The 17,424-nt window shown below is 72.8% G+C and carries 13 protein-coding genes and 2 pseudogenes; 6 read left to right on the top strand and 9 right to left on the bottom strand.

The features are described 5' to 3' along the window. Window positions 1-186 precede the first annotated feature (186 nt). Window positions 187-1,836, top strand: coding sequence for a cellulase family glycosylhydrolase (locus NEH16_RS20205; RefSeq protein WP_265544210.1), 1,650 nt, complete (start codon window positions 187-189; stop codon window positions 1,834-1,836). Window positions 1,837-1,887: 51 nt separating this feature from the next. Here NEH16_RS20205 and NEH16_RS20200 read toward each other — a convergent pair whose 3' ends face one another. Together NEH16_RS20200 and NEH16_RS20195 are read right to left on the bottom strand one after the other, a co-directional pair. Beyond that, the gene (locus NEH16_RS20200; RefSeq protein ID WP_265544209.1) at window positions 1,888-2,490 is read right to left on the bottom strand and encodes a dihydrofolate reductase family protein; all 603 of its coding nucleotides are present in this window, start codon (window positions 2,488-2,490) and stop codon (window positions 1,888-1,890) included. A gap of 104 nt (window positions 2,491-2,594) precedes the next feature. Continuing rightward, window positions 2,595-3,215, bottom strand: coding sequence for a TetR family transcriptional regulator (locus NEH16_RS20195; protein ID WP_265544208.1), 621 nt, complete (start codon window positions 3,213-3,215; stop codon window positions 2,595-2,597). A 61-nt stretch (window positions 3,216-3,276) separates the two neighbouring features. Here NEH16_RS20195 and NEH16_RS20190 point away from each other — a divergent pair, with 61 nt between their 5' ends. Next, window positions 3,277-4,212, top strand: coding sequence for an oxidoreductase (locus tag NEH16_RS20190; protein ID WP_265544207.1), 936 nt, complete (start codon window positions 3,277-3,279; stop codon window positions 4,210-4,212). Window positions 4,213-4,301: 89 nt separating this feature from the next. Further along, window positions 4,302-6,195 (top strand): annotated as a pseudogene (locus NEH16_RS20185) (serine/threonine-protein kinase). Window positions 6,196-6,287: 92 nt separating this feature from the next. Here NEH16_RS20185 and NEH16_RS20180 read toward each other — a convergent pair. Both NEH16_RS20180 and NEH16_RS20175 read right to left on the bottom strand, forming a co-directional pair. Next, on the bottom strand, window positions 6,288-6,842 hold the full coding sequence (locus tag NEH16_RS20180) for a TetR/AcrR family transcriptional regulator (RefSeq protein WP_265544206.1): 555 nt from the start codon (window positions 6,840-6,842) through the stop codon (window positions 6,288-6,290). Next, window positions 6,839-8,350, bottom strand: coding sequence for an MFS transporter (locus tag NEH16_RS20175; RefSeq protein WP_265544205.1), 1,512 nt, complete (start codon window positions 8,348-8,350; stop codon window positions 6,839-6,841). The genes NEH16_RS20180 and NEH16_RS20175 overlap by 4 nt, the downstream gene beginning before the upstream one ends. A gap of 143 nt (window positions 8,351-8,493) precedes the next feature. Here NEH16_RS20175 and NEH16_RS20170 point away from each other — a divergent pair, with 143 nt between their 5' ends. After that, on the top strand, window positions 8,494-8,826 hold the full coding sequence (locus NEH16_RS20170) for a hypothetical protein (protein WP_265544204.1): 333 nt from the start codon (window positions 8,494-8,496) through the stop codon (window positions 8,824-8,826). A gap of 309 nt (window positions 8,827-9,135) precedes the next feature. Here the strand turns inward: NEH16_RS20170 and NEH16_RS20165 are convergent, their stop codons facing one another. After that, window positions 9,136-10,485 (bottom strand): DUF445 domain-containing protein, encoded by a 1,350-nt coding sequence (locus NEH16_RS20165; RefSeq protein ID WP_430523779.1) that lies wholly within the window; start codon window positions 10,483-10,485, stop codon window positions 9,136-9,138. 164 nt (window positions 10,486-10,649) lie between these two features. Between NEH16_RS20165 and NEH16_RS20160 the strand changes: the two genes are divergently transcribed. Then, on the top strand, window positions 10,650-11,900 hold the full coding sequence (locus NEH16_RS20160) for an SGNH/GDSL hydrolase family protein (protein ID WP_265544202.1): 1,251 nt from the start codon (window positions 10,650-10,652) through the stop codon (window positions 11,898-11,900). Window positions 11,901-11,913: 13 nt separating this feature from the next. Here NEH16_RS20160 and NEH16_RS20155 read toward each other — a convergent pair whose 3' ends face one another. The 4 genes from NEH16_RS20155 to NEH16_RS20140 are packed head-to-tail and all read right to left on the bottom strand — an operon-like array spanning window position 11,914 to window position 15,339. Next, the gene (locus NEH16_RS20155) at window positions 11,914-12,576 is read right to left on the bottom strand and encodes a DUF1707 SHOCT-like domain-containing protein (RefSeq protein ID WP_265547275.1); all 663 of its coding nucleotides are present in this window, start codon (window positions 12,574-12,576) and stop codon (window positions 11,914-11,916) included. A 48-nt stretch (window positions 12,577-12,624) separates the two neighbouring features. Further along, window positions 12,625-13,653 carry an ABC transporter ATP-binding protein gene (locus NEH16_RS20150; protein ID WP_265544201.1) on the bottom strand — a complete coding sequence of 343 codons (1,029 nt, stop codon included), beginning with the start codon at window positions 13,651-13,653 and terminating at the stop codon, window positions 12,625-12,627. 23 nt (window positions 13,654-13,676) lie between these two features. Then, entirely contained in the window at window positions 13,677-14,501 is an 825-nt protein-coding gene (locus NEH16_RS20145) for an ABC transporter permease (RefSeq protein WP_265547274.1), read from the bottom strand. A 37-nt stretch (window positions 14,502-14,538) separates the two neighbouring features. Beyond that, window positions 14,539-15,339, bottom strand: a complete 801-nt coding sequence (locus tag NEH16_RS20140) for an ABC transporter permease (RefSeq protein WP_265547273.1) — start codon at window positions 15,337-15,339, stop codon at window positions 14,539-14,541. A gap of 387 nt (window positions 15,340-15,726) precedes the next feature. Here NEH16_RS20140 and NEH16_RS20135 point away from each other — a divergent pair. Next, window positions 15,727-17,406 (top strand): annotated as a pseudogene (locus NEH16_RS20135) (transglycosylase domain-containing protein); the annotation flags it as partial. Window positions 17,407-17,424: the final 18 nt, after the last annotated feature.

The raw sequence follows: 17,424 nt of genomic DNA, 5'->3' as shown, positions 1-17,424 counted from the left end.
CGGGCGGGGCGGTCGGCCCATCGGGTGCGGCGACCGGTACGACGAACCATAGAACCTCGGCTCAGGCCGTCCGATCTCTTGACGTGCCCCTGACCGAATGGCTTCATGGGTCCACCGCGTGGGAGCGCTCCCACGCCTCCCGCGTCATCTCCCACATCAGTGCATCACCCATCCCCTGGAGCCGCAGTGAGAACAGCGAGACACCCGGCGCAGCGCCCCGCCGCCGTCATCCTCACCGTCCTGGCCACCCTGCTCGGGCTCCTCGCCCTCGGAGCCGCCGCACCGGCGCAGGCCGCCGCCGGTACCGGGCTGCACATCAGCGACGGACGGCTGGTCGAGGGCAACGGCAACGACTTCGTCATGCGCGGCGTCAACCACGCGCACACCTGGTACCCCGGCGAAACCCAGTCCCTCGCGGACATCAAGGCGACCGGCGCCAACACCGTCCGCGTCGTGCTGTCCGACGGCTTCCGCTGGAGCAGGAACGGGCCCGACGACGTCGCCGCCGTCGTCGCCGACTGCAAGGCGAACCGGCTCATCTGCGTCCTGGAGGTGCACGACACCACCGGATACGGCGAGGACTCCGCCGCCGGGACGCTGGACCACGCGGCCGACTACTGGATCTCCCTCAAGAGCGTCCTCCAGGGCCAGGAGGACTACGTCGTCATCAACATCGGCAACGAGCCCTGGGGCAACACCGATCCGGCCGGCTGGACCGCCCCCACCACCGCCGCGATCAAGAAGCTGCGCGCCGCCGGGTTCGCGCACACGATCATGGTTGACGCGCCCAACTGGGGGCAGGACTGGCAGAACGTCATGCGGGACAACGCCCAGGCGGTGTACGACGCGGACGCGACCGGCAATCTGCTCTTCTCGATCCACATGTACAGCGTCTACAACACCGCCCAGAAGGTCACCGACTATCTGAACGCCTTCGTGGACGCCGGACTGCCCCTGGTCATCGGTGAGTTCGGCGGACCCGCCGACCAGTACGGGGACCCGGACGAGGACACGATGATGTCCGAGGCGCAGCGGCTCGGGCTCGGCTGGATCGCCTGGTCGTGGAGCGGCAACACCGACCCGATCCTCGACCTGACCATCGGCTTCGACCCGGCGCGGCTCAGCTCCTGGGGCGAGCGCATCTTCCACGGCGCGAACGGGATCGCGGAGACCTCCCACGAGGCCACGGTCTACGGCGGGCCGGTCGAGGAGGACACCGAGGCCCCGACGACCCCGGGCACCCCGGCCGCCTCCGCCGTGTCCGACACCTCCGCCACGCTGACCTGGGCCGCGTCCTCCGACAACGTTGCCGTCGCGGGCTACGACGTGGTCCGCGTCAGCGGCGGTACGGAGACCAAGGTCGCCTCGTCCGCCACGACGAGCGTGACCGTGACGGGGCTGAGCGCCGACACCGCGTACTCCTTCGCGGTCTACGCGCGCGACACGGCCGGCAACCGTTCGGCGCGGTCGGCCGCCGTGAGCGTGACCACGGACGAGGGCGCGACCACACCGGCGGGCAGCTGCTCGGTCGGTTACAAGGTGGTCGGCCAGTGGCCCGGCGGCTTCCAGGGCGAGATCACCATCCGCAACACGGGCACCGCCGCCATCGACGGCTGGAAGCTCGGATTCGCCTTCGCCGACGGGCAGACGATCACCAACATGTGGGGCGGTACGCCCACCCAGTCCGGCGGTTCGGTGACCGTCGCGCCGGCCTCGTACACCTCCACGATCGCTCCCAACTCCTCGGTGACCGTGGGCTTCACGGGCAGTCAGAGCGGTACGAACGCCGCCCCGGCCGCCTTCACCCTGAGCGGGGCGGCCTGCACGGCCGCGTAGCACGGGACCGGCCGGCCGGGGCTCGTGGCCCGGCCGGCCGGTTTCGCCGACTCAGCTGCCCGCCGTGGCACGTTGGTACGTCAGATACGCCGCTCCGCTTCCCAGGACCGTGTGGTCCGTGAGCGCCCAGGCGGCCGGCTCGAACGTCGCCCGCCGGCCGAAGAGCGGGATGCCCGCGCCGATCGTCGTGGGGCTGAGCTTCAGGATCAGCGTGTCGATCTCCGCGTAGAGCGAGGCGGCCAGCTCGCCGCCGCCGACGAGCCAGATGTCCTTGCCGTCCTCCTGCTTCAACTCCCGTACGCGTGCGGCGGGATCAGTCGCGACGACCTCCACGGCCGGGTCCGGGCTCTCGCCCAGGGTGCGGGAGAACACCAGGTGCCGCAGATGCGGGTAGGCGTCGGTGAGTCCGGCGTCGAGGCCGATCTCGTACGAGCGCCTGCCCTCCACGACCGTGTCGAAGTGCGTGCCCTCCGCCGTCACGCCGAGCGCGGCCCGCGCCGGGCCGGGCAGGGTCTCCGGGTACTCCGCGATCAGGTGCTTGAGGTAGTCCTCCGGGATGGGCCAGAAACCGTCGGGGCCGGTGGGATCGGCTCCGTCCGGGCCGGCGATGAAGCCGTCGAGGGTGGCGGCGATGAAGTACACCAGCTTGCGCACAGGGGACCTTTCGTCCGGGGGCGGCCTCCGGTACATGGGGCCGTCGGCCGTTCATGATCGAACAGGCGCCCGCGGCAAGCAACGGGAATGACGGCTTCCGGCGGCTAGGAACCGTCCAGCGCCGGGGCGATCACCGCGAACGCGCGGTCCGTCAGCTCCGCCGGGTTCTCCGTCGAGCCGTCGGCGCTCCAGTGGTGCAGCACGGCGTCGAACGCGTCCAGCGCCATGCCCGCCGCCAGCCTCGGGTAGAGGTCCTGCTCGGCGTCGCGCCCCAGCCGACCGGCCAGCTCCCGCGCGAGGTCGTCGCGCCATCGCGCCTGGCGCTCCAGGAAGCGGGCCAGCAGCGCGGGCGTGCGCAGGATCAGCCGTACGACGCGCAGCGCGCGCTCCCCGTGGTCCGCGCACGCGCCGAGCGGCACCCAGACCGCGTGGCGCAGGGCGACGGAGGGCGGCTCGTCGGCGGGGCGGGCGGCCAGCTCGGCGCGGATGCCGGTGCCCATGTCCGCGAGGAACTGGACGACGACGTCCTCCTTCGACGCGAAGTAGCGGAAGAACGTCCGCTTGGAGACGCCCGCCGACGCCGCGATCTCGTCCACCGTGACCGCGTCGAAGCCCTTGAGGGCCAGCAACTGCAAGGCGGACTCGGTCAGTTCGTCGGAGACCAGCCGGCGCTTGCGCTCGGCCAGGGTCGTTCGGGGAGTGGTCACCCCCTCATGGTACTCCATGCCTCGCATGACACCGAATGACATGTTGACACTCGGTGTCACCCGGGGCAGCCTATGCCGTATGACACAGCAAGAACGCTGGACCGCCGAGCACATCCCGGACCAGACCGGGCGCGTCTTCCTCGTCACCGGGGCCAACAGCGGCCTCGGCCTGGCCACCACCCGGGCCCTCGCCCGCCGGGGCGGGCAGGTGATCCTCGCCGTGCGCGACGAGGCGAAGGGGCGCCGTGCGGCGGCCGAGCTGACCGCCGCGCAGCCGGACGCCCGGCTGGAGGTGCGCCGGATCGACCTGGCCGACCTCGATTCCGTACGCGCGTTCGCGGAGAAGCTGCACGCGGACCACGCGCGGCTCGATGTGCTCGTCAACAACGCCGGGGTCATGGCGCCGCCCCGGACGCTCTCCCCGCAGGGCCACGAGGTGCAGTTCGCGGCGAACCACCTCGGCCACTTCGCGCTCACCGGGCGGCTGTTGGACATCCTGTCGGCGGGCACCGACCCGCGCGTCGTCACCGTCAGCTCGCCCAACCACCGCAAGGCGCACCTGTACTTCGACGACCTCACGGGCGAACGGCGGTACTCGCCGATGGGTTACTACAACCAGTCCAAGCTGGCCAACGCCGTCTTCGGCCACGAGCTGCACCGCCGGCTCACCGAGTCCGGCAGCCCGGTCCGCAGCCTGCTCGCCCACCCCGGCTACACCGCCACCCGCCTCCAGACCGGCGGCCCCGTCCCCCTGGTGTCCCTGCTGTTCGGCCGCGTGCTCAAGCCGCTCGCCCAGTCCCCCGACCGGGGCGCGCTGCCGCAGCTGTACGCGGCAACTCAACCGGACCTGACCGGAGGGGAGTTCATCGGGCCGGACGGACGGGGTGAGCTGCGCGGGGCGCCGACCCGGGTGGAGCTGTCCGCCGGGGCGGCCGACGCCGCGACGGGGCGGCGGCTGTGGGAGGTGTCGGAGGAGGCCACGGGCGTGCGGTTCGCGTTCCCCCGGTCCGGCTGAACCCGGGCGCTCCCACCGCTCCGCAGCGCCGCGGGATTTGGATAGGGTGCCGTGTCTACAGCAGCGCTCTCCGGGGGAGTTACGAGTACATGAGCGGTCAGCAGCCACGCAGAGGCGGCGCCTCGCAGGTCTTCCAGCCCCTCGCGGCTGACGACCCCACCACCATCGCCGGATACCGGCTGGCCGCCAAGCTCGGCGCGGGCGGCATGGGCAAGGTGTACCTGTCGTACACGCCCGGCGGCCGGCCCGTCGCGATCAAGGTGATCCGGCCGGAGTTCGGCGAGGACGCGGAGTTCCGGCGGCGGTTCGCGCAGGAGGTGCAGTCCGCGCAGCGCGTGCAGGGGCTGTTCACCGCGCCCGTGATCGACGCCGACACCAAGGGCGCGCAGCCGTGGCTCGCCACCGCGTACGTGCCGGGCCCGTCGCTCGCCGACGCGGTCGTGGAGCACGGCGCGCTGCCCGTCGAGGCGGTGCTGCTGCTGATCGCGGGCATGGCGGAGGCGCTGCACGTCATCCACGGCGCCGGGATCGTCCACCGCGACCTCAAGCCGTCCAACGTGCTGCTCGCGGCGGACGGGCCGCGCGTCATCGACTTCGGTATCGCGTACGCGGCCGACGCGACGTCGCTCACGGGGAGCGGGGTCACGATCGGCACCCCGTCGTTCATGGCGCCGGAGCAGGCCGCCGGGCGCAAGGTCACCGCCGCGACGGACATCTTCGCGCTCGGGCAGGTCGCGGTGTTCGCGTCGACCGGGACGCCCGCGTTCGGCGAGGGGACCTCGCACGGGGTGCTCTACCGGATCGTGCACGAGGAGCCGGACCTCACGGGGGTGCCGGAGCGGCTGATGGAGCTGGTCGGGCGCTGCCTCGCGAAGAACCCGGAGGACCGGCCCTCGGTCGCCGAGGTGATCCGGCTCTGCCAGACCGCGAACGCGGAGACGGTGCTGCGGCGGCCGGAGGACTGGCTGCCGAAGCCGGTCGCGGCCGACATCACCGTACGGGCCGCCGCGCCGGCGCCCGTGCAGACGCCGCCGCCGCCGTCGGCCGCCCCGGCGACGCCGCCGGTGGCCGCCGCGCCCGCGGCTCCTCCCACCCCCGCCGCGTACTCCCCCACCACACCGGCGCCGAGCACCCCGCCGCCGGGGTACGGGCCGCCGGTCACGCCCGCGCCCGGGCAGGGGCCCGCGCCGGTGGGGCCGAGCGCGTACGGTGCGCCCACGGCGCCGTCCGCGCAGACGCCGGCGTACGGGTATCCGGCCGCCCACCAGCCGTCGTACGGGTACCCGGGGCCGGGGCGGGGTATCCGCCGCAGTCCCACGTCACGCAGCCGACGCCGCAGACGCCCGAGCCCCCAAGCGGCGGCGGGGGCGGGTCGCGGCCATCGCGGTCGTGGCCGCGCTGCTGGTCGGTGTGGCGGGCGGCGGGACGGCGTACTTCCTGTCGCAGAAGGACGACGACAAGGGGTCGCAGAGCGACACCACCGCCCAGGACAAGAACTCCCCGGCTGCCAAGGCGAGTTCCACGCCCAGCGCGGACCCCACCGGGGAGGTCGACGGCGGCGCCGAGCAGCCCGAGGGGCAGGCCCCCGCGACGTCGGACCCGACGCCGGAGGACTTCACCGGGATCAACCTCACCCAGGGGTACCACCTGACGTTCGGCGACGACGAGGTGCGGCCGCAGGAGGGTGAGGACGACGGGTACGAGCTGACGTACGACTCCGGCGGGTATCTGGAGGCGGAGAGCGAGGGCGGCAAGCTGATCCTGCTCGATCCGGGGCAGGCCGGGTCGCTGGATGTGTGCCGGGCGGAGACGCGGTTCGCCAACAACATCGAGATCAGCAAGCTGTCGAAGGGGCGGCAGGTGTGCGTGACGACGGGGACGGGGCACATGGGGCTGGTGACGTACCAGGGGCACTCGCCGGAGGATTCGCCGAGTGACTACGTCACGCTCGATGTGACGGTCTGGCGCAACGCGATGCGCTAGGACGCGCCTGCGGCGGGGGTGGCCGCGCGGCCAAATCAAGCCCCTCTGGCGATTGAGGAGCGGGGGTGCGGGGGCAGCGCCCCCGCAGCGCCTCAGCCCGTGATCAGCCGCTGCAACGCCGGCGCGTACAGGTCCGCGATGCGTTCCGGCGTCGCGGACGCCCCCGCCCCGTCCCGGTGCAGGCTCAGCGTCGCGCCCAGGCCCAGCAGGTGACCCGCCAGAAGCTCCGCGCGGAGGGCGGCGTCCTCCCCCGGGAGGCGGGCGGTCAGCGCGTCGGTGACCTGGTCGTGGAAGCGGTCGCGGAGCAGGGAGCGTTCGTCCTGGTTGCCCAGGGAGAAGACGACCCGGAGCAGCGGGTCCGACTGGAGCGCGCGGCGGCGGGTCACCAGGGTCACCACCATGTGGCGGCCCAGGACGTCGAGCGGCGCGTCGAACAGCTCAGCCGCGGCCGGGCCGAAGTCCGCCACCGTGTTGAACAGCTCCTCCTTGCGGCCGAAGTGCTTGACCACCAGCGACGCGCTGACCCCCGCGTCCGCCGCGATCCCCCGGATCGTCACCTCCGCGTACGGCCGCTGCGTGAACGCCCGCCGGGCGGCCCGCAGGATCGCGTCGCGGCCGGTCGCGGCGATGGCCTGGCCGCCGGTCATGCGCCCTCCTGGATCCCCGCCGGCCGCGCACCCCCCGTCAGGGTGCCCGGCGCCTTGCGGCTCTCCCCGACCGTACCCGCCCCGGCGGGCCCGCGGCCCGGCAGCATGAGCGTGACCAGCAGGGCGAGCAGCGCCGCGCCCGCCGCGATGACGAAGACCAGCTGGTACGCGTGCAGGGTCGGCGCGGTCCGGCCCCCTGCCCGGAAGGTGAGGTTGGCCAGCACGGCCGCCACCGTCGCGCTGCAGAACGCCTGGCCGATCGACCGCATCAGGGTGTTCAGGCCGTTCGCCGCCCCGGTCTCGCTGACCGGGACGCCGCGCATCACGAGGGCCGGGAGCGCCGAGTACGCGATGGCCGTGCCGGAGGCGACGACCGTGGCGCCGGCGACGATGAGCCACAGGCTGTGGCTGGTGAAGTACCGCACCCCGTAACCGGCGGCGATGATCCCCGCCGCCAGCGCCAGGCTGACCTTGGGGCCGTGCTTCGCGGAGATCCGGGCGGAGACCGGGGACAGCGCCACCATGGCGACCCCGCCCGGCAGCAGGCACAGGCCGCTGACGACGAGCGAGGCGCCGAGCCCGTAACCGGTCGCCTTGGGCTCCTGCACCATCTGCGCGGTGACCAGGGAGTTCGCGTAGAAGGCGAAGCCGATGAGCAGGGCCGCGATGTTGGTGAGCAGGACCGCCGGGCGGGCGGAGACCCGCAGGTCGACCATGGGCGTCGCGACGCGGAGCTCGTACGCCCCCCAGATCAGCGCCACCACGACGGCCGCCACGAGCAGGCCGACCGTCCGGCCGGAGGCCCAGCCCCAGTCGCCGCCCTGCGTCACCGCGAGCAGCAGGCAGACCAGCGCGCCGGACAGACCGAGGGCGCCGAGCGCGTCGAAGCGGCCGCGGCTGCGCAGCGGGGACTCCGGTACGAAGGCGAGGACGAGCACGATGTCGATGAGGCCGATGAAGCCGGAGACCCAGAACATCGTGTGCCAGTCGAAGTTCTCGACCACGAGCGCGGCGATCGGCAGGCCCACGGCGGCGCCGATGCCGAGCGTCGAGCTCATCAGCGCGACGGCGGACAGCACGCGCTCGGGCGGCAGTTCGTCGCGCAGGATGCTGATGCCCAGCGGTACGACGGCGATGGCGGCGCCCTGGAGCGCGCGGCCGGTGATCAGCACGCCGATGTGGGAGCTGGCCCCGCAGAGCACCGAGCCCACGACGAGCACCGCGAGCGAGGCGACGAGCACCCGCCGCTTGCCGTACATGTCGCCGACCCGGCCGAGCACCGGCGTGAACACCGCACCGGTCAGCAGCGTCACGGTCACCAGCCAGCTCGCGGCGGCCGGGGTGGCGCCGGTCAGCTCGGGGATGTGCGGGAGCAGCGGTACGACGATCGTCTGCATCACCGCGACGACGACCCCGCAGAAGGCCAGCACGCCCACCGCGAAACGGGGGTGCGGGGCCTCGGCCGCGGGGGTGGACGGGGCGGTGGGGGCGGGTATGTCCGCGGGCATGGTTCTCCGTTGCCGACTCGGGGTGCACGGATGTTCACCCCCAGGGTAAACGCTTGTGCACCCCCTCCGCGACGGTGGGTCGGAAGCGCGCGTTAGCCTCGGTCCGGGCGCGAGGCGCTTACGAGTGCGCCGGGCGCACACCCATGACATGGACGAAGGCGGAGGTGACCGCGATGGCGAAGGTGCCGGCAGCGGCGGTGGCGGCAGGCGGACTGGTCGGCGGTTACGCCGTCGCGCGGTGGACCCGCAAGCGTCCGCTGGGCGGGGTCGCGCTCGCGGCGGCGGGCGGCGTCGCCGCGTACGAGTGGAACCGTCAGGCGGGCCCGCGCGCGGCGGCCGCCCTGACCACCGCGTACGTGGCCGCGTTCGCGGGCTCGCACCCGCTGGCCAAGAAGATCGGCGCCTGGCCCGCGGTCTTCACCGCGGCGGGCACGGTCGCCGCCGCGTCCTGGGCGGTCACCCGCCGGGCGTCCTGAACGGGGGCGCCCTCCGGACGCGCTGGTGGGGCGAGCCTGGCCGGGGCGTGCCCGGCCCCGGACGCCCCTGACCGGGCGTGCCCGAGCCCGGGCGTACACGACCGCAGGCGTACCCCACCGCAGGCGTGCCAGACCCCGGGCGTGCCAGACCCCAGGCGCCCCTGCCCGGACACGGGCGCCGCGGGCGCTCAGACGCCGTGCGGACACGGTGACGGGGCGGCCGAGCCCGACCGCCCCCATCCGGGCCTCCCCGAGCCCGGGCACTCCGGGCCGCGCGCGGCCCCTACCCGGCCCCGCCCCGGGGCCCCCTCACCCCCACAGCGCCCACGACACCGTGTAGATCGCCAGGCCCGCCAGCGCTCCCACCACCGTGCCGTTGATGCGGATGAACTGGAGGTCACGGCCGATGTGGGCCTCGATCTTGCGGGAGGTCTGGTCGGCGTCCCAGCCGGCCACCGTGTCGCTGATCAGCGACGTGATCTCCGTCCGGTACGTCGTGACGACGTACGCCGCCGCGTCCTCCAGCCAGCCCTCCAGCTTCCCCTGGAGCCGTTCGTCCGTGGCCAGCCGGGCGCCCAGCGACATCAAGGACGCGCGGGCGCGCAGCCGCAGCTCGCTCTGCTCGTCCTCCGCCGCCGCGATCACCATCGCGCGCACCGACGCCCAGGCCGAGGCGATGACGTCCTGGACCTCGCCGCGCCCCAGGATCTCCGACTTCAGGCGCTCCACCCGGTCCCGGGTCTCCGAGTCGGTCTGGAGGTCTGCCGCGAAGTCCGCGAGGAACGTGTCGATGGAGCCGCGCGCCGGGTGCCCCGGCATGTCCCGCATCTCGGTCACGAAGCGCAGCAGCTCCTTGTAGACCCGCTCCCCGACCCGCTTGTCCACGAACCGGGGCGTCCAGCCCGGCGCCCCGCCCTGCACCGCGTCCATCACCGAGTCGCCGTGCAGCACCAGCCAGTCGTGCGCGCGGGCGCAGACCAGGTCGACCAGCTTGCGGTGGCCGCCGTCCGCGACGACCTTCGCCAGCATCTTGCCGAGCCCCGGGCCGATCTCCGCCGCGTTGGCCCGCCGGGTGATCGCCTCGCCGACGACGGCCTGGACGTCCGCGTCCCGCAGTACGGTGAGCGCGCCGCGCAGCGCGGTCGACAGCTCGGCCGTGACCCGGTCCGCGTGGGCCGGCTCCGCGAGCCAGCTGCCGACCCGGCCGCCGATGCCCAGCGAGTGAATCCGGTCACGTACGACGTCCCCGGAGAGAAAGTTCTCGCCGACGAAGGAACCGAGGGAGGCCCCCAGCTGGTCCTTCTTGGTGGGAATGATGGCGGTGTGCGGAATCGGCAGACCGAGCGGACGCTTGAAGAGGGCCGTGACGGCGAACCAGTCCGCCAGCGCACCCACCATGCCCGCCTCGGCGGCCGCCGCGACGAAGCCCGGCCAGCCGCTCACCCCCTCGTTCTTCGCCCAGGTGGCGAGGACGTACACCAGCGCGACCAGCAGAAGGAGGCCGGTGGCCGTGGTCTTCATCCGGCGTACGCCACGACGCTTCTCCTCGTCCGCCGCCGTGTACGCGAACGAGGCGAGCCCCCCGGGTCTCGCCCTCCCACCGGGCCCCGGAGGCAGTGCGCCCCGCTCGGTCCGCCCGGTTCCGTCGATCCGTTCCATCCGCTCCACCCGTCCGCGTACGCACAGCACCAGGCGTCCGCTACGCATTGTGCCTACCTGACCTACTCCCGGCCCGCACGTCGAGTTCCCCGCGTCCTGCCGCATCATGGGAACCGGTCCACTTCCCCCGCTTTTCCTCTTTTCCGCAAGGAGACACACCGCCCATGCCCAGGCGCCAGGGTTACGCCCTGCTCATAGCCCTCGTGGCGGGTACCGCCGCGCTCGCCGCAGCCGTGGCGTTCGCCGGTTCCCTGCTGTTCAACGGGGACAGGGCGACGGCCGCCGCCGCGACGGCCCCGCAGGGCGTGGCCCACAGCCCGGCCGCCCCGGCGCACTCCTCCGGGCACTGGCTCGCCACCTGGGCGGCGGCGCCCGTGGCCGGCGTGGCCGACCCGGCGCAGGCGGAGGACCAGAGCCGCCGCGTCATCCGCAACGTCGTGCACACCAGCATCGGCGGCACCGAGGCCCGCGTGACGCTGTCCAACCTGTTCGGTACGCGACCCCTGCTCATCGACCGCGTCACCGTGAACACCCGCCCCGTGACGTTCCGGGGGGCCGCGTCCGTCACCGTCGCCGCCGGCGGGCAGACCGTCAGCGACGCCGTCGCCGTCCCGGTCGACGGGGACGCCGACCTCGTGGTCGCCCTGCGCACCCCGACCGCCGACGGGCCGGTCACCACGCACCCGAACAGCCACCAGACCTCGTACACCGAGGACGGCCGGGGCACCTGGTCCACCACGCAGTGGCGCTACCTCACCGCCGTCGACGTGCGGGGCGGCGACGCGCGGGCGACCGGGACGCTGGTCGCGTTCGGCGACTCGCTCACCGCCGGCTCCGGCTCCACCACCGACGCCAACACCCGCTGGCCGGACGCCTTCGCCGACCGGCTGAACGGCGGATACGCGGTGGTCAACGAGGGCATCGGCGGCAACCGCCTGCTGCGCGACGGGGTCGGCCCGCGCGCGCTCGACCGCTTCGAGCGCGACGTCCTGGGCATCTCCGGCGCGAAGACCGTCGTCATCGCGCTCGGCATCAACGACATCCAGGCGCTCCCGAGGGAGACCGACCCCGAGCGGATCACCGGTGCCCTGCGCGCCCTCACCGAGCGGGCTCACGCACGCGGCCTGAAGGTCATCGGCGCGACCCTCATGCCGTACCACGGCTCGGCGGTCTGGACGGCCGGCGGGAACCAGGTGCGGCAGCGGGTCAACGCGGAGATCCGGGCGGGCGGGATCTTCGACGAGGTCATGGACTCCGACCTCGCCCTGCGCGACCCGGCACACCCCCAGCGGCTGCGCCCCGCGTACGACTCCGGCGACCACCTGCACCTCAATGACGCCGGGTACGCCCGCCTGGCTTCGCTGCCGGACGTGGACGCCCTGACCGGGGACAGGCCGAAGGTCGACGCGCTCTGAGACGCGCTCCGGGCTAGGGCGTGTCGCCCTTCTCCAGGCGGCCCCGCTGCCGGTCCGCGTCCCGCAGCCGCTGCTTCTCCGCCTTGCTGCGCTTGTGCTCCACCCCGACGCCGCCCATGAGCGCGAAGCCGGTGATCCGGACCCGGGGCGCGTCGGGCGCGGGGGCCGACTCGTCCTTGGTGTCCTCCCCGAAGCCGCCCATGATGCCGATGCCCCGGACCTCCACACCGAGGTCCGGCGGAACCGTCACCCGGAGGCCGCCCATGATCGTGAAACAGCGGATGACGGTCTCGCGGGACTCGAAGTTCGCCTCGCGCAGGTCGATGTCGCCGCCGCCCCACATCGCGAACGCCGTGAACACCTTCCCGACCGTCCAGTTCCCCCGGCGGCGGAAACCGCCCCAGAACGCGAAGCCGCCGGTCGACGTCGCCGGCCGCCCGATCCGCTCCGACCAGCGGGCCGCCGAGCCCGCCCGCGGCTGCGCGACGGCCGACGCCGACGAGGAGGAGCCGACGGCCGGCAGGTCACGGACGAGCGGTTCCAGCTCGCCGTGCGTCCGCGCCTTGTAGGCGGCGTCCAGGCGCTGGTCGAACTCCTCCATCTCCAGGCGCCCTTCGGCGACCGCCTCGCGCAGGATCTCGGCAACACGTTCACGCTCGGCGTCGGAGGCCCGCATGTCCGGGAGTTCGCTCGTCATGGAACGCAGCCTATTGAACGGCCGCGCTCACGTCACCGGCTCACCGGGCCGCTCGCGCGCGTACATCTTCGCGATCACCGCCTCGATGTCCGGCTCCCGCACCGAAAGGTCCGCCAACGGGTACTCCGCGGCGATCCGCGCCACCAGCGGCGCCGCCGACGCGGAGGCCGGGAAGGCCAGCCACTGGCGCGGCCCCTCCACCTTCACCGTGCGCACCGAGGGCTCCGACTCCAGCCGGATCGGCGGGAGTTCGCGCTCCAGGTCGACCACCAGCGTCCGCTCGCTCTCCCCCACCTCGTGCAGCCCGGCCAGCGCACCGTCGTACATCAGCCGGCCGTGGTCGATCACCATCACCCGGCTGCACAACTGCTCGATGTCCGTCAGGTCATGGGTCGTCAGCAGCACCGTCGTCCCGCGCTCCGCGTTCAGGTCCCGCAGGAACTGCCGCACCTTGGCCTTGGACACCACGTCGAGGCCGATCGTCGGCTCGTCCAGATACAGCACCTCAGGGTCGTGCAGCAGCGCCGCCGCGATGTCCCCGCGCATCCGCTGCCCCAGCGACAGCTGACGCACCGGTACGTCCAACAGCTCGCCCAGGTCCAGGAGTTCGACGCACCGGTCCAGATTGGCCCGGAAGCGCGCGTCCGGCACCCGGTACATGCGGTGCATCAGCCGGTACGAGTCCCGCAGCGGCAGGTCCCACCAGAGCGTCGTGCGCTGGCCGAAGACCACACCGATCCGGTGCGCCAGCCGCGTACGCTCCCGCGAAGGGTCGATGCCCGCGACGCGCAGGGAGCCGCCGCTCGGCGTGAGGATGCCCGTCAGCATCTTGATCGTGGTCGACTTCCCGGCCCCGTTCGGCCCGATGTAGCCGACCATCTCGCCGCGCTCCACCCGGAAGCTGATCCCGTCGACCGCCCGCACCTGGCGCCGCTCACCGCGCAGGAAACCCGTCCTGCGGCGGACGTCGAAGACCTTCTCCAGCCGGTCCAGCTCGATGAAGGCCGCCCCGGCGCCCGGATGCCCGGCCGTGCTCGTCTCCGTGTCCGTACTCATGCCGCTCCCTCTCCCGTCCCGCTTCAACTTCCCGTACTCCGGTACGCCCGCAGCCCCGCCCGCCACACCAGGCCCGCCCCGGTCGCGCAGACGGCGGCCACCACCGGCGGCAGGAACGCCACCCCGTCCGGCAGCCCCAACGGCAGCTCCCGGCCCAGCACATACAGCGCCGGAAGCCAGTTCACGAAGGCCAGCGGCACCACGAAGACCACCCCGCGCACCAGGTCCTTCGCGAAGATCGTCGGCGGGTACTGGAGCAGCGTGTTGCCCCCGTACGTGAACGAGTTCTGCACCTGCGAGGCGTCCTGCGCGATGAACTGGAACGCCCCGCCGGCCACGAACACCGCCCCGAAGATCACCGACCCGCTCAGCAGCATCAGCGGCAGCAGGACCGCCTTCGCCGGGGTCCAGTCGATGTCCGCCGCCACCAGCCCGTAGCCGAGCACCAGCAGCCCCTGGGTGATCCGCCCCAGCCTGCGCAGCGCGAAGCGGTCGGCCGCCACCTGCGCGAGGACCGGGACCGGCCGCACCAGCAACGTGTCCAACGTGCCGTCGCGCACCCGGCGGCCCAGCCGGTCCATCGACCCCATCAGCAGGTCCGCCAGGCCGAACGCCGTCCCCGAGGCCCCGTACAGCAGGGCGATCTCCGGGAGCGAGTAGCCGCCCAGCGCGTCGACGTGCGCGAACATCAGCATGATCGTCACGAAGTCGAACGCCGTCGCCGTGAAGTTGCCGACCGCCGTCATCAGGAACGAGGCCCGGTACGCCATGGTGGAGCGCAGCCACATCGACACGATCAGCCCGTACGCCCGCACCCCCTCGACCAGCCGCGGCTGCGGGGCGAACATCTCCCCCGGCGCCTCCGGCACCGCCGTCTCCGTCAGCTCAGCCACCCTGGACCACCACCCTCCGCGTCGCCACGCCCTGCACCATCCGCCCCACCAGCAGCAACACCGCGGCCCAGGCCGCCTGGAACACGTACACCCGCACCAGCCCCCAGCCCGTGTGCTTGCCCAGGAACACATCCGCCGGCACCTGGAGCAGCGCCGACCACGGCATCAGCCGCGCCACCTCGCCCAGCAGCCCCGGGAACAGGCTCAGCGGCAGCAGCATCCCCGAGAAGAACAGCCCCGCCAGGAAGGCGATCTGCGCCGCGCCCGCCCCGTCCATCAGCCAGAAGGCGGACAGCGCCACCAGATAGCGGATGCCGAAGCTCACCACCACGCCCAGCGCCACCGAGACGAGGAACGCCAGCCACGGCCCCGCCGATCCCGGCAGCGCCAGGTCGAACGCCAGCCCGCCGAGCACCATCGGCACGATGCCGCGCCCCAGCAGATGGAAGGCCGCCCGGCCCAAGTCCTGCGCCAGCCACCACAGCTGGAGGTCGACCGGGCGGTAGAGGTCCACCGCGATGTCGCCCGTGCGGATGCGCTCGATGAGTTCGTCCTCGAAGCCGCCGCCCATCATCACGCAGGTCATCAGCAGCGCCTGGCCCAGCCAGACGAAGGTCAGCGCCTGCGGCATGTCGTAACCGCCGAGGCGGGGCCGCTCGTCCCACAACGCCATGTACGTGTAGGCGAGGATGAAGCCGAAGACGGTGTTGGTGAACACCCCCGCCGCCGTCTCGATCCGATAGGTGGCGTAACGGCGGAAACCGCCCGCCGCCACCACCGCGTAGACCCGCACAGCAACCGCCTCCCCGTCCACGGGTGCCGCACCGTGCGTGGACACCAAAGCGCAGGAGCCTAGTCCAGCCGGGACCGCCGCCGCGAGCGCTTTTCGGCCGTCGATCCAAGGGATATGCGCCAGAAAAGGGCACTATGGGGGAACTGACCGCGGCCGAGGAGTCTGCACCGACATGAGCGACGAGCCACAGCAGCAGAACGGGGACACCGACCCCCGGGCCGGGCCCCCAGGGACCTGCCTGCCGACGCCGCCGCCCCGGGACCGGCCCCCGAAGGCGAGACCCCCGAAGCCACGGCCCCCGACGCCACGGCCCCCGAAGCCACCGGCGCGAAGAAGCCCAAGCGCCCCAAGCGCACCGGCTGGCGGCGGCTGATCCCCACCTGGCGCATGGTCCTCGGCGGCGTACTCCTCATCGCCCTGCTCCTGGTCGGCGGGTTCCTCGCCGGCTACCAGCTGGTCGACATCCCCGCCGCCAACGCCAAAGCCACCGCCCAGTCCAACGTCTACCTGTACGCCGACGGCACCGTCATCGCCCGCGACGGCGAGATCAACCGCGAGAGCATCAAGCTCGCCCAGGTCCCGCTCACCGTCCGGCACGCGGTCCTCGCCGCCGAGGACCGCGACTTCTACTCCGAACGCGCCGTCGACGTCAAGGCGATGTTCCGGGCCGGCTGGAACACCGTCACCGGCAAGGGCAAGCAGGGCGGTTCGACCATCACCCAGCAGTACGTCAAGAACTACTACCTGGGCCAGGAACAGACCGTCGTCCGCAAGATCAAGGAATTCTTCATCTCCATCAAGCTCAACCGGGAACAGTCCAAGGACCAGATCCTGGAGGGCTACCTCAACACCAGCTACTTCGGCCGCAACGCCTACGGCATCCAGGCCGCCTCCCAGGCGTACTACGGCAAGGACATCGGCGACGTCACCACCGCCCAGGGCGCGTACCTCGCCTCGCTGCTCAACGCCCCCAGCGCCTACGACGTCGTCGCCTACCCCGAGAACAAGCCCGCCGCCGTCGCCCGCTGGAACTACGTGCTGGACGGCATGGTCAAGGAGAAGTGGCTCGACCCCGCCGAGCGCGCCGCGATGACCTTCCCCGTCCCCGGCCCCGTGAAGCCCGCCAACAGCCTCTCCGGGCAGCGCGGCTACATCGTCAAGGCCGTCGAGGACTACCTCGTCGACAACGACATCCTGGACGAGAAGACCCTCGCCACCCGCGGCTACCGCATCACCACCACGCTCCAGCGCAAGAGGCAGGACGCCCTCGTCGAGGCCGTCGAGGACAAGGTCATGTCCAAGACCGACGACGACCGCGAGGCCGACCGCGACGTCCGCGTCGGCGGCGCCTCCATCGACCCCGCCACCGGCCATGTCGTCGCCATGTACGGCGGCGTCGACTACACCCGGCAGTACGTCAACAACGCCACCCGCCGCGACTACCAGGTCGGCTCCACCTTCAAGCCGTTCGTCTTCACCTCGGCCGTCGCCAACGACTCCACCACCCAGGACGGCCGCCGCATCACCCCCGGCACCATCTACGACGGCACCAACAAACGCATGGTCGAAGGGCCCGACGGACCCACCGGCTACGACCCCGCCAACGAGGACGACCGCAGCTACGGCCCCATCACCGTGTCGACCGCCACCGACAAGTCCGTCAACGCCGTCTACGCCCAGATGGCCGAGGACGTCGGCCCCGAGAAGGTCCGGCAGACCGCCGTCTCCCTCGGCATCCCCAAGGACACCGCCGACCTCACCCCCACCCCCTCCATCGCGCTCGGCGTCGCCACCGCCAGCGTCCTCGACATGACCGAGGCGTACGCGACCCTCGCCGCACACGGCAAGCACGGCGCCCACGTCCTGGTCAGCAAGGTCAGCAAGGACGGCGAGGACGTCACCCTGCCCGGCCGTACGGTGAAGCAGGCCGTCAGCCGCGAGGCAGCCGACACCACCACGTCGATCCTCCGGAGCGTCGTGGAGGGCGGCACCGGCACCGCCGCCCGGGGCGCCGGCCGGCCCGCCGCCGGGAAGACCGGCACCGCCGAGGAGGACCGGGCCGCCTGGTTCGCCGGCTACACCCCC

The sequence above is a fragment of the Streptomyces drozdowiczii genome (assembly GCF_026167665.1).
Lineage (GTDB): Bacteria > Actinomycetota > Actinomycetes > Streptomycetales > Streptomycetaceae > Streptomyces > Streptomyces drozdowiczii_A.
Note: the sequence above shows the minus strand (reverse complement) of the source record. Positions and strands in the feature narration are given on the sequence as shown.